Here is a 13269-nt window from a genome sequence, read left to right on the forward strand (position 1 = left end):
TTTTAGATTGTCAAAAGACTTTATCTGAATCTAAATTTGGATAAGGTTTTTTATTTGCCTTGATTCTTTCATATACTTCATAGCTAAATTGGAGTAATAATTTATGAAAATCATTATCCTCACTGTTATTACTTGTATTTATGGCTTGTTTATGTCGTTCAATATGAGAAAGAGCTCTTCTCAAATTTTCTTCTTTTAATTTGTTCATATTTATATTATAAACTGAAGACAGCTAATTTTGATATTTTTCTCTGAACTGTACGATTTTGCGCCTGAAATGTAGGAATTACCTTTCGTTGTGATGTGATAAAACTTACAAGTTCTTTTTGTTATTCTTGACCTAGTTTTTATAGAAAGAAGGTCTAAGATGTTAAATAAAGTCAAAACTAAAGCCTTAATTAGTGTTGGAGCAGTAGCTGCAACTAGCTTTATTCTCATGATGGGATATACTGTTGGTCAACATTCTACTGCTAAACAAAATCGCAAAGAAATCGAATTGGCTGCAGCTAAACTTGTAGAGGATAAACAAGCAGAAGATAAAGCCAGCATTTTGTCATCGAATACTGTAAAAGAATTTTTGACGCAGTACTATACGAAAGAAAAGCTCGGAGAAAATAATACACGTATTCAACCTTATATGACTGAATCGGCTTATTCTCAAGAATTGTCAAGTCAAAATGATGCCATGAACCAAGTGTATAAGGATTATATTTTGGATTATCATTTTGAAAAAGCAGATATCTTTGTCAATCAGACTACGAATCAAGCCATTGCCATGGTCTCTTATAATGTAACCTATGTATCCGATTTAAAGAATGCCAACCAATCAAAGACTAATCAGACAGAAACAAGAACTGTTAAATTGTCCTATTCTAAACTACCTGGTAAGTTATTGGTCAATCAAGTGCAGGTTTGGAAATCTGGGTTAGATGATTTAGATAAGGCCACTCCTAAAACTTTAGAAGAATCATCATCAATACCATCACTGCCAAATACTACGACAAAATGATGATATTGCATGGAAATAGAAGAATGTAAGCAAATTTCAATTCTTGATGTAGCGAGTCGTTTGGGTATCTCTTTTAAACAAGTTTCGAACAGTGTCTATGAGCATTCTGAACACGATTCATTTCGGATTTTTTCAACTACCAATACTTTTAAATGGTTTTCAAGAGATATTCAAGGTGATGTCATTGATTTTGTTCGACTTGTTAAGGGAATTTCCTTTAAAGAAGCTCTAGCCTTTCTTTCTGAAGAACCTTTTCAAAAAGAAGCTGTTCAAGAAAAAAGAGAGAGACCATTTTATTATCCTTTAAAGAGAATAGAAGATTCTAACTGTAGTCTGGTCAGATATTATTTAACAGAATGTAGAGGAATTTCAGAAGAAATCATACAAAAGATGATTCAACAAGGTTTGATAGCACAAGCTAGTTGGAAAACAAATGAAACAGTTGAACCTGTTATCGTTTTTAAAAGCTTTGATCATCGTCACAAGCTGCAGGCAGCAAGCTTACAAGGAATTTATAAGAGTCATTCTCTTCCAAGAGAGAGGTTAAAAACGATTCTAAAAGGAAGCCATGGACATGTTGGGATATCCTTTGATATTGGTAAACCTAATAGACTGGTCTTTTGTGAATCGTTCATTGACTTAATGAGCTATTACGAACTTCATCAACAAAGTCTAACTGATGTTCGTTTGGTATCTATGGAGGGATTAAAAAGATCTGTTGTTGCTTATCAAACTTTACGACTGATAGCTGAAGAAAATCAGAAGTTGGAATTTTTAGATACAGTAATACCTTCAAAGTTATTGCCTTTGATTAATACAATTCGTGATACCACTACTTATTTTGATAATCATCCTGATTTATTGACACTGGCAGTAGATTGTGATGATGCTGGAAAAGATTTTTCTGATAAGTTATCTCAATCAGGATTTCCTGTTTTCCTGAATTTTCCTGATAATGAATCAGGGAAAGAAAAAGTAGACTGGAATGATGTCCTTAGAGAAAAGAAATCAGATTTACAATTGATGCTCGAGACTGCAAAAGAGACATTGGGGAATCAACCAGTAAGACAAATCTCTCAATGTTTAGAATTGTGATAACAAAATCAAGATGTTTTAGCTAATATTAAAATGAAGGAGGATCGTATATGACCATAATCGAACGCTTAGAAGAAAAGGTCACTAGGCAAGAAAGCAAGGTAGCAAGAGAGACAGAAAAACTCGCTGCTTACAAAGAACAACTGGAGACAGCGATGTTTACGACGTTCAAAAGGCGTCAAAGCATCAGTCACATGAGTTTTGAAGAAGCTCTTGACCATGCCTTTGGTAAAGAAAGACAATTCGATGATTCTGAATTTAGAAAGGATGAAATGAGTGAATGACAAAAGATTGGAATTTTAATCAACCATTAGAAAGTAAATCAGAAAATCAAGGGGATTCAGATAAAATTGCGGCCTTATTTGGAAATCATCAAGGAGGTAATGATGTAAATTATGAAGCAGCTTTTCAAAAGCGAAAACAAGCACCTGTGACGGAATCAAATTCTAGTTCTAAACCCAAAGTTACAGAGGTTAGAACAGGAAAAGAGACAGATATCACTACAAGTTATCAGCAACATCTTAAAAGACTTATTGCAGATAACAATAGCGATATTCAAAGTAGTCAAAAGAAAATTGAAGATCTACATACGTTGATTGACACAAAGAATAAAGAAAATAAGAAATTGCAGTCCATTTATGATGCGATTTCGGAATTACACTAAGCAGTCCTGATAGGCTGCTTTTTTTGAGAGGTTATAGATGTTTACAACATTTTTTAAGAAAAACCAAGACAATGGTGATATATTTAAGAAACTAATTCATCGACTATCTGATATGTCTGCCCAAGATCTTGAAAAAATAGATCGATTGCTAGATATCATTTTCACTCCAGATCAAGAATCAGAACAACTAAAAACAGAATCAACTTACAGAGAAGAAACTTTGGACGACACATTAAAGGAAGCTAAGAATCAACTTCATAAGGAACAATTGGAGAAGAATTTAGAGAGATTTAGGAAAAATAGTCAATAACGCACCAAAATTGGTGCGTTATGCTTTTTTATGCTATAATGGAATTATAAAAATAAAGGAGTTTACCATGATTGGAAAGAACATAAAATCCTTACGTAAAACACATGACTTAACACAACCTGAATTTGCCCGAATTATAGGAATTTCTCGAAATAGCTTGAGTCGTTATGAAAATGGAACTAGTTCAGTCTCTACGGAACTAATAGACATCATCTGCCAGAAGTTTAATGTATCTTATGTTGATATTGTAGGAGAAGATAAAATGCTCAATCCTGTTGAAGATTATGAATTGACTTTAAAAATTGAAATTGTGAAAGAAAGAGGTGCTCATCTATTATCTCGACTCTATCGTTATCAAGATAGTCAGGGAATTAGCATTGATGATGAATCTAATCCTTGGATTTTAATGAGTGACGATCTATCTGACTTGATTCATACGAATATCTATTTAGTAGAAACTTTTGATGAAATAGAGAGATATAGTGGCTATTTGGATGGAATTGAACGTATGTTAGAGATATCTGAAAAACGGATGGCAGCCTAATGGAAATCCAAGATTATACCGATAGTGAATTCAAACATGCTTTAGAGCGAAACCTTCGCTCACTGACAAGAGGAAAAAAGTCCAGTAAGCAACCTATAGCGATTTTGCTTGGAGGGCAAAGTGGTGCCGGTAAGACTACAATTCATCGTATTAAACAGAAAGAATTTCAAGGAAATATTGTTATCATAGATGGTGATAGTTTTCGTTCTCAGCATCCACACTATTTAGAACTGCAGCGAGAATATGGCAAAGATAGCGTTGAATACACCAAAGATTTTGCGGGAAAAATGGTAGAGTCTTTAGTAAGAGAATTGAGTCATTTGGAATACAATCTTTTGATAGAGGGAACTTTACGAACAGTTGACGTTCCAAAGAAAACAGCACAACTATTGAAAAATAGGGGATATGAAGTACAATTAGCCTTGATTGCGACCAAGCCTAAGCTGTCCTATCTGAGCACTCTTATCCGATACGAAGAACTGTACGCTATCAATCCAAATCAAGCACGCGCAACTCCAAAAGAACATCATGATTTCATTGTAAATCATCTAGTTGATAATACACGACAATTGGAAGAACTAGCTATCTTTGAAAGAATTCAAATTTACCAACGAGATAGAAGTTGTGTATATGATTCAGGAGAAGATAAAACTTCAGCAGCAACCGTTCTTCATGGCTTACTATTTGGAGAATGGAATCAAGTTGAGAAAGAGATGCTTAAGTCTGGAGAAGAAAGATTGAAAGATTTAACTAATTGAAATGATTGTTAGATCAAAATTTTAAAATAAAGTCTATTGGGTCGTCATTTAAAAAATAACGATCCTTTTATTTTCTCTATTTGCTTGTTCTTCATATTTTTTCAAAAGTTTTAGCATTCTTCAGTGATGATTTCCTAACAATAAAAGTACGAATTTAGCGCAGTTTATGATTATTTTAAATCTTGAGGGTTATTAAACTCTTGATTTTTTCAACAAGCTATGGTATCCTTTTTGTTAGTTAATAAACTTACAAAAGGAGAACAAATGTTTTCACCTACTAAATTAAAAAGAAAAAGAGAAAGTCAAGGATTATCTCAATCTCAACTTGCATCCAGTTTGGGAATTAGTAGAGCCTCATACTTTAATTGGGAATCAGGTAAAACAAAGCCTAATCAAAACAATTTAAGCAAATTGAGTGAGATTTTGAATGTAGATCTTCGATATTTTGAATCAGAGTATGAAATAGTTGAAACCTATCTCAAACTAACGGAAAGGAATCAAGAAGCAACACTTCATTATGCTACTGAATTGTTGAACAAACAGAATACAAAGGTTGTAGACATTCCTCAGCTTTTTGCCTATAAGGTCTACGAAAAATTATCAGCTGGTACAGGAACAGCTTATTTTGATGATGGTAATTACGATACAGTTTACTTCGATCATCAATTTGATTATGATTTTGCATCGTGGGTGTTTGGTAATTCAATGGAACCGACATATGAAAATGGTTCGGTAGCCCTTATTAAGCAAACGGGATTTGATTATGACGGGGCTATCTATGCGATAGATTGGGATGGTCAAACCTATATTAAGAAAGTGTATCGTGAAGAAAATGGGCTTCGGTTAGTTTCACTCAATCGGAACTATTCAGATAAGTTTGCGCCTTATGATGAGAATCCTCGTATCATAGGGAAAATCGTTGGAAACTTTATGCCTTTAGAGGATTGAGTATGACTTGGTTTGATTATAGTCTCGAACCAAAGAGTGACGTTGCATTTATTGATATGAAATCTTTTTACGCAAGTGTAGAGTGTGTAGATAGAGGCCTGCATCCACTTAAGACTTCACTTTGTGTTATGAGCCGTGCAGATAATTCTGCTGGGTTAATTCTTGCTTCTTCTCCCATGTTTAAAAAGGTCTTTGGAAAATCGAACGTTGGACGTTCCTATGATTTACCATTTGATATAAAGACTCGCAAGTTCTCTTACTATAACGCTAAGAAGCAAGGTTTACCGACAACAATAGATTATGTACGTTTTATTGAGGAATGGGCAAAATCAACTGTGATTGTTCCTCCGAGAATGGATACTTATATAGCAGTCAATATGGAAATTCAAAAAATCTTTCAAGATTTTGCGGCACCAGACGATATTTATCCTTATTCAATTGATGAAGGATTTATTGATTTAACAAGTTCATTAAATTATTTTGTGCCAGATAAAAGTATTAGTCGGAAAGATAAATTAGATATTATCTCGGCTGCTATTCAAAAAAAGATTTGGAGAAAAACAGGAATCTATTCAACGGTAGGTATGTCTAACGCCAATCCCTTATTAGCTAAGTTGGCACTTGATAATGAAGCTAAAAAGACTCCGACAATGAGAGCTAATTGGTCCTATGAGGATATAGAAAAGAAAGTATGGGCTATTCCTAAAATGACAGATTTCTGGGGAATTGGAAATAGAATGGAGAAGAGATTACATAATCTAAGTATCTTTTCGATTAAAGAATTGGCACAGGCTAATCCTGACTTGATTAAAAAAGAGCTTGGGATTATGGGACTAGAGTTGTGGTTTCACGCTAATGGTATTGATGAAAGCAATGTTCATAAACCTTATAAGCCGAAGTCAAAAGGGATAGGGAACTCTCAAGTTTTACCTAGAGATTATGTCAAACTAAGAGATATTGAAATTATACTTCGTGAAATGGCAGAACAAGTTGCAGTTAGATTGAGAAGAGCTGGTAAAAAAGCGACTGTGGTTTCTATACACTTAGGATATTCTAAAGTGGAACAGAAACGATCTATTCATACTCAAATGAAGATTGAACCGACCAATCAAACAGCATTACTGACAAATTACGTTTTAAAGTTATTTCACACTAAATATACTTCAGGAGCTATTAGGAATGTTGCGGTTAATTATTCTGGTTTAGTAGATGAATCCTTTGGGTTTATTTCATTGTTTGATGATATTGAGAAAATAGAAAAAGAAGAAAAGCTCCAGTCCGCAATTGATGCTATTCGAACAGAATTTGGTTTTACTTCACTATTGAAAGGAAATGCCCTGGATCAGGCTTCTAGAACAATTGCAAGAAGTAAACTCATTGGTGGTCATTCAGCTGGAGGATTAGATGGGTTAAAATGATGAATCGTTCTTATTTGCCGTTTTTATCTGCAAGAGAGTATCAAGATCGTGGGATGGCTAAGTGGATGGGATTCTTTTTGTCAGAACATTCAAGTTCTCTTTGGGAAGAAAAAAATAAAGAAGATGTCTCAATTACTTTATCAATGGAAGAGAAAGTTTTACTTGTTCGTCAACTTTATACGAATACATTCCCTGCAACGTTTATTTTGAAGCACTCAAATAGAAGAAAAGTAGTATCGGGTATTGTTAAAGAAATTGGGAAAGAGTTTATATCTATAAAATCAGACATTGGATTTCTTCGATTAGAATGGTTAGATATACTTGATATCCAGATAGAAGGTGAGGGGTTACATGAATCGTAAAGAATTATATGACGATAAATTGCAGCTGGACTATTTTTCTGATTCTTATTTAAGGTTTGAGTCAGATTTTTATAAGTATTCTGCTTTAGACATACCATTAACATTTATTACCGATGATATTTTACGTACAATGGCTATGTCTCAAAAACATTATTTTAAACTAAACAAAAGTAAATCTTTAGACTGTCGGGACCATTACTTTGTTTTTTCTATCAAGATGAATAAAGATAGTAGTGGGATTAGGCAGTATGAATATCAGAGACATTGCTTTAGTTTATGAAAATTATTGAACAATTGAAAACAAAAATCAATAGATAAAATTAAAGATTAATAAAATCATTTTAATTGTGAAACAAGAAATATAGTAGTTGAATAAATAAATTAAAAAATATCACGACTGTTTTAATACTATAATTAAAAACTATATCATACTAATATTGACAACATCCAAAGAATAATAGGAGGTGATGAATTAACTATTTCGTTTGACATGATTATAAAGGAAAAATTAGGACTCCAAGTAATTCTATAACAATACTGGAGGCTGGGTAAAACTCAATTTAAAGAGAAAATGAAGTAAATCTTTCCACAAGAATGCATATTATTAAGGTTTTAGATACCTGATAATATGCGTTTTTTGATTTTAAAGACTTTTTACCAATCGTTCTTTTTATGTGACTATTAGTCCGTCTCACACCTAGCGGAGCGAGACGGACTAATAGTCACATAGTGAAAGCCAGCGTCTTAAGACGCTAGCTGGTAATCTGAACTTATAGCTCTGGTACAGACCACCTGTTTGATGGGTGATCATGATTTTAAATTATAATTAAAAGATTACGACTTTTATTAAATAGAATTTAGTGATATTTTAGAAGATTTTATCTTTGAAACAATGAAACTATTATCTCAAACTAGAAATGTTTGGAATATTAATGGTGTATAGTTTGGATATATAATTCATTAGATGATTGCGTTTTCAAAAATATTGTCTTTTGTTGTGTTATTTCTTGACAATTCAAATTTTAAAATATATTATAAAGATAATGACAGCGGTGTCATTTTATCAATTTTAAGAAAAGTAATAATAAATTGTAAATAAATAAAAATATTGGAGGTCTTTATGAAACACATTTTTCATAATGAAGTATTTAGCATTCGTAAATTGAAAGTTGGAACATGCTCAGTTTTATTGGCTATTTCAATTTTGGGAAGCCAAAGTATTTTAGCTGATGAAGTTGGCACTACTACACCACAGATTGATACAAAAGAGATTTCTAATGTAACTACTAATGATTTAGGTTACTCTCAAAATATTTCTAATAATGATTCTATTGGAAGTATCGATACTAATTCATCTACTAATAATTTAGATAGTTTGTCAAGTGTTAATCGTGATAACTCTAAAGATACTATTCATTCTGATTCACAAGATAATAAAACAGTTGAATCTACAGAAAAATCTAATAATGAAAGTAAGAACAATAAAGAAGATATTGTAAATGATAGCACTATAAAAAAAGATTTTGAAAAAATTGCTTTAAATGTAAAAGATTATGGTGCAGTAGGCGATGGGGTTAATGATGACCGACAAGCAATTCAGGATACAATAGATGCAGCTGCTAAAGGATTAGGTGGAGGGAAAGTATATTTTCCTGAGGGGACTTATTTAGTTAAAGAGATTGTCTTTTTGAGAAGTCATACACACCTAGAAGTACATGAAAAAGCTACCATATTAAATGGTATCAATATCAAAAATCATCCTTCTATTGTATTCATGACAGGTTTATTTACGGATGATGGTGCGCAAGTAGAATGGGCCCCAACAGAAGATATTAGTTATTCTGGTGGTACTATTGATATGAACGGTGCTTTGAATGAAGAAGGAACTAAAGCAAAAAATCTACCACTTATAAATTCTTCAGGTGCATTTGCTATTGGGAATTCAAATAACGTAACTATAAAAAATGTAACATTCAAGGATAGTTATCAAGGGCATGCTATTCAAATTGCAGGTTCGAAAAATGTATTAGTCGATAATTCTCGTTTTCTTGGTCAAGCTTTACCTAAAACTATGAAAGATGGGCAAATTATAAGTAAGGAGAGTATTCAGATTGAACCATTAACTAGAAAAGGTTTTCCTTATGCTTTGAATGATGATGGGAAAAAATCTGAAAATGTTACTATTCAAAATTCATATTTTGGTAAAAGTGAAAAATCAGGTGAATTAGTAACTGCAATTGGGACACATTATCAAACTGCAACAACTGAAAATCCTTCAAATATTAAAATTCTAAATAATCATTTTGATAATATGATGTATGCGGGCGTTCGCTTTACAGGATTTACTGATATTTTAATAAAAGGAAATAGGTTTGATAAGAAAACTAAAGAGGAAAGTGAACACTATCGTGAAAATGGTGCTGCTTTAGTTAATGCTTATAGTTATAAAAATGTTAAAGACGTATTAGATCTGAATAAACATGTGACTATTACTGAAAATGTATTTAATATTGCTGATGCTAAAACAAAAGCAATACGTGTTGCAAAAGATAGTGCAGATTATCTTGGAAAAGTAACTGATATTACTGTAACAAAGAATATCATTCATAATAATTCGCAAAATACTGAACAGCCAAATATTGAATTATTAAGAGTCAGCAACAATTTGGTAGTATCTGATAATATCATCTCGGGAGGTAAAGACGGAATCGTAATTGAAGAATCCGCTGGAACTATCACTGTCCTAAATAATCAACTTTCCAATTTAACAGGAAATCATGTTTCTTTACTTAAAACTGATTTTAATGGGACCAGCTCAGACACAAATAATAGTGTCGGTGATTTTAATATTATAACTGAGAATGAAAGTTATAAAATCTTTTCGCAAAATTCAGGTAATCACTCAGACAACCACTCAGATAAGCATGTAGAGGAAATAAAACCTGTAGCTGAAAACAAAAATAATTTAGCTAATAATTACTCAGTAAATAGTGTAGATGATAAAATTGAAAAATCAAATCATGATTCAGGTAATGTAGTAACAGGAGAAATTTCACAAAAACAATATGACGTAACTAATGTTAGTGAAGTAGTTAAGACAAAAAATAATCAACATGCATTACCAAAAACTGGATTAAATAAAATGGTTGAGTTGCTTTTAACTATTATTGGAATTTGCCTTCTATTTGGACAATGGAGTTTAAAACGTCGTTATGAAGATAGATAGAATATGCTCAATACAAGGTAGTGCTAAAGAGAACGAAGATAGCGTAGATTACAAAAATCAATATTTCTGGATTATAGATGGAGCAACAGATTTATTTAATTCAAAAGATTCTATAGGTTATTCAGTTTCGGAAGTATCTCATCTTATTTCTGAGTGTCTCAAGCAGTATTGTAACGATTCTTTATCATTGAAGAGAATTTTCGAGCTTGCTTTAGATGACGTTAGAAAAATAATAGAGATAGATAAGTGTGAGTTTGATGATTATTACCAGTTACCAACTTTTGCCTTTATTTTTGCGAAATTATCTGGTTTAAAATTAGAATACATAATGATTGGCGATTGTGTTATGATAGTCAACAATCAAGTGATTACAGATCATAGAGTAGATTGTCTTTTTGAGCAAGGAAAATTTACAATCAAATCTAATGATGAAGCTGATAAAAAGACTATATTACAAAATATTAGGAAGCTAGCTAATAAACCAGATGGATATTGGATAGGTTCACTAGACAAAAGTAGTATAAATCATGTTATCAATGGTAGTTTGGAAGTAACTAGTAATCATATTGTTTTAATGACTGATGGTTTTTACGATTTTTATACTCAAAATTCAGGCTACAATTTTGGAGAGTTAATTGAAATGAGAAAAGAATCTACAAATATTGATCCTATTTATGGTAAAAAAGATGATGCAAGTATTTTGATAATTGATGTTTAAAATAATTTCATCATATGATGAACTATAAAGACAGTTATCTATACGAGTTCTTTATAGTGCAATTGATTATTGAGGTTAGATAATGTTGAGAAAGCATTTTGACAATGAAATTATTGAGTTGTCTAATAATCTAGAAGATATATGGATTTCTATAATAAAAAAATATGAAATTATATTTGATGACTTAACCGAAGTTCAAAAACAAAGTATTATAGATAATGATTTAGTTATTAATGAAGCAGTTGTTACAATAGATATGAAAGGTATTGAACTCATCTGTTTACAACATCCTGTTTCTGTTGATTTGAGAAGAATTATAACTATAGTAAAATTATCCACAGATATTGAACGTATTGGTGATCGAATCATTGAAATAGTTAAGAATTTAAAAAATATTCATACAATGCATGAATGGGGACCATTATTTTATGAAATGCTAAAAATACATCTTATTATAGGGGATCACTTAAAGAAAACTCTAACATGGTATAAGAATAGAAACTATGAACCTGACGTATATGACTATAATAAAAAATGTAAGTTGATATCTGGTCTATGTCAAAAACTAGGAGACAAAGTAGTAGAGAACTTTCTTATTGAATTCTCAAATGTTGATGAAGCTATTGTATTTTTAGAAGTTATTAATATTCTTGATAAGATATCCCATACAACACAATCTATTTATAAATGGTTAGATTATCAGGAAATTGGAGTATTATAGTTAAAGAGGAGTATATATGCAGACAATAGTAGATAATTTTGCTAATAAAATTATTGAATATGGAATTTATAAATCGATGGACCAAATATATATAAAAAATAGAATATTGGCTTTAATCGGTGAAGAAGGAACTGATAAGATTTCAAATGAGAGTGATCTTAAAAAATTAAAAGACAATTTAGTAGAAATAGCTTTAAAGAATGGTAAAATTGCTGATTTAGCTGAGGCAAAGGAATGTTTAGGTGCAGAGCTGATGAATTTTATCGTTCCATTACCAAGTCGCCTTAATGATATTTTTTGGAGTTCATATGATGTTTCGCCACAGGAAGCAGTTGAAGAGTTCTATCAGTTAAGTAAAGATAGCGACTATATTAAATTGTCAGCTATCGCTAAAAATATAGCTTTTCATACTGAAACTAATTATGGTTCACTTGAAATTACAATCAATTTATCAAAACCGGAAAAAGATCCGAAAACAATCGCGGCAGAGAAATTGGTAAAGTCATCTAATTATCCAAAATGTTTACTTTGTATGGAAAATGAAGGTTATCAGGGGAGAATAAATTATCCAGCACGTGCAAATCATAGAATTATTCGGTTGGAACTGGGAGACGAAGTATGGGGTTTCCAGTATTCCCCATACTCATATTTTAATGAGCATGCGATATTCTTGAATAGTCAACATGTACCAATGGCTATTACGTCCAAAACATTTGAACAATTATTGGAGATTGTTGATATTTTACCAGGGTATTTTGCTGGTTCAAATTCTGATCTTCCTATCTCAGGAGGTTCTATTCTTAGTCATAATCACTACCAGGGAGGAAAACATATTTTCCCAATGGAAAAAGCAAAATTTGAGAGAGAATTTCTTTTTAAAGACTTTGAGGATGTTAAAGCAGGTATTGTAAAATGGCCGATGTCAGTGATTAGGCTACAAGGTGAAAATAAAAATCGTTTGGTAGAATTAGCTACTAAAATCCTAAATATCTGGAGAGAATATTCAGATTTAGAAGTAGACATCATTGCTAAGACTGAAGATATTCCACACCATACGGTGACTCCTATTGCTCGTAAAGTGGATGGAAGATATGAATTGGATATTGTTCTGAGAGATAACCATACTACTAAACAATACCCAGATGGTGTTTACCACCCTCATCAAGATGTACAACATATTAAAAAGGAAAATATTGGGTTAATCGAAGTGATGGGACTTGCGATTTTACCACCTCGTTTGAAAACAGAGTTAGAAGAAGTTGAGAAATATCTTTTAGGAAAAGATAACGCAATTGCTGATTATCATTTAGAATGGGCCGTTCAATTGAAAGAAAAATATCCTGGACTTAAAGAGGAGGAGGTTCATAGCGTAGTTCAACATGAAGTAGGGCAAGTATTTGCGAGAGTTCTCGAAGATGCAGGTGTTTATAAGAATACTCAAACCGGACATGAAGCATTTATGAGATTTGTTAAATCGGTTGGAATTAATTAGGAGG

16 protein-coding genes are annotated in these 13269 nt (G+C 32.0%); 15 read left to right on the forward strand and 1 reads right to left on the reverse strand.

From position 1 onward, the window contains the following. Window positions 1-10 precede the first annotated feature (10 nt). A complete protein-coding gene (locus M1F74_RS04320) occupies window positions 11-208 on the reverse strand; it encodes a hypothetical protein (protein WP_004249782.1) in 198 nt (65 codons plus the stop codon). 159 nt (window positions 209-367) lie between these two features. Between M1F74_RS04320 and M1F74_RS04325 the strand changes: the two genes are divergently transcribed. From M1F74_RS04325 to galT, 15 genes are all read left to right on the forward strand, one after another. Then, window positions 368-1009, forward strand: coding sequence for a peptidylprolyl isomerase (locus M1F74_RS04325; RefSeq protein ID WP_247946400.1), 642 nt, complete (start codon window positions 368-370; stop codon window positions 1007-1009). A gap of 9 nt (window positions 1010-1018) precedes the next feature. Next, on the forward strand, window positions 1019-2104 hold the full coding sequence (locus M1F74_RS04330) for a toprim domain-containing protein (protein ID WP_247946401.1): 1086 nt from the start codon (window positions 1019-1021) through the stop codon (window positions 2102-2104). Between the two features lie 50 nt (window positions 2105-2154). Further along, window positions 2155-2388, forward strand: a complete 234-nt coding sequence (locus tag M1F74_RS04335; protein ID WP_247946402.1) for a DUF5965 family protein — start codon at window positions 2155-2157, stop codon at window positions 2386-2388. Continuing rightward, window positions 2385-2768 carry a DUF5945 family protein gene (locus tag M1F74_RS04340; protein ID WP_247946403.1) on the forward strand — a complete coding sequence of 128 codons (384 nt, stop codon included), beginning with the start codon at window positions 2385-2387 and terminating at the stop codon, window positions 2766-2768. Before M1F74_RS04335 ends, M1F74_RS04340 begins: the two co-directional genes overlap by 4 nt. Window positions 2769-2805: 37 nt before the next feature. Continuing rightward, entirely contained in the window at window positions 2806-3078 is a 273-nt protein-coding gene (locus M1F74_RS04345) for a hypothetical protein (RefSeq protein ID WP_109289494.1), read from the forward strand. A gap of 67 nt (window positions 3079-3145) precedes the next feature. After that, window positions 3146-3622, forward strand: a complete 477-nt coding sequence (gene pezA, locus M1F74_RS04350; protein WP_000579611.1) for a type II toxin-antitoxin system antitoxin PezA — start codon at window positions 3146-3148, stop codon at window positions 3620-3622. Next, window positions 3622-4380 (forward strand): type II toxin-antitoxin system toxin PezT, encoded by a 759-nt coding sequence (gene pezT / locus M1F74_RS04355; RefSeq protein ID WP_247946404.1) that lies wholly within the window; start codon window positions 3622-3624, stop codon window positions 4378-4380. Before pezA ends, pezT begins: the two co-directional genes overlap by 1 nt. 264 nt (window positions 4381-4644) lie before the next feature. After that, window positions 4645-5328 (forward strand): LexA family transcriptional regulator, encoded by a 684-nt coding sequence (locus M1F74_RS04360; RefSeq protein ID WP_003042369.1) that lies wholly within the window; start codon window positions 4645-4647, stop codon window positions 5326-5328. A gap of 2 nt (window positions 5329-5330) precedes the next feature. Continuing rightward, complete coding sequence (locus tag M1F74_RS04365) at window positions 5331-6746, forward strand: Y-family DNA polymerase (RefSeq protein WP_247946405.1); 1416 nt, start codon at window positions 5331-5333, stop codon at window positions 6744-6746. Next, a complete protein-coding gene (locus tag M1F74_RS04370) occupies window positions 6743-7108 on the forward strand; it encodes a hypothetical protein (RefSeq protein WP_003042877.1) in 366 nt (121 codons plus the stop codon). Before M1F74_RS04365 ends, M1F74_RS04370 begins: the two co-directional genes overlap by 4 nt. After that, complete coding sequence (locus M1F74_RS04375) at window positions 7098-7388, forward strand: DUF5960 family protein (protein ID WP_033585725.1); 291 nt, start codon at window positions 7098-7100, stop codon at window positions 7386-7388. Before M1F74_RS04370 ends, M1F74_RS04375 begins: the two co-directional genes overlap by 11 nt. Before the next feature lie 840 nt (window positions 7389-8228). Further along, complete coding sequence (locus tag M1F74_RS04380) at window positions 8229-10334, forward strand: glycosyl hydrolase family 28-related protein (protein ID WP_247946406.1); 2106 nt, start codon at window positions 8229-8231, stop codon at window positions 10332-10334. After that, window positions 10321-11052, forward strand: coding sequence for a protein phosphatase 2C domain-containing protein (locus M1F74_RS04385; protein WP_247946407.1), 732 nt, complete (start codon window positions 10321-10323; stop codon window positions 11050-11052). The genes M1F74_RS04380 and M1F74_RS04385 overlap by 14 nt, the downstream gene beginning before the upstream one ends. A gap of 82 nt (window positions 11053-11134) precedes the next feature. Beyond that, window positions 11135-11773: a phosphate uptake regulator PhoU gene (locus M1F74_RS04390; RefSeq protein ID WP_247946408.1), complete on the forward strand. Its 639-nt coding sequence runs from the start codon at window positions 11135-11137 to the stop codon at window positions 11771-11773. 16 nt (window positions 11774-11789) lie between these two features. Next, window positions 11790-13265 carry a UDP-glucose--hexose-1-phosphate uridylyltransferase gene (gene galT, locus M1F74_RS04395; RefSeq protein WP_033585728.1) on the forward strand — a complete coding sequence of 492 codons (1476 nt, stop codon included), beginning with the start codon at window positions 11790-11792 and terminating at the stop codon, window positions 13263-13265. Window positions 13266-13269: the final 4 nt, after the last annotated feature.

The organism is Streptococcus oralis (assembly GCF_023109315.1).
GTDB lineage: Bacteria > Bacillota > Bacilli > Lactobacillales > Streptococcaceae > Streptococcus > Streptococcus oralis_BS.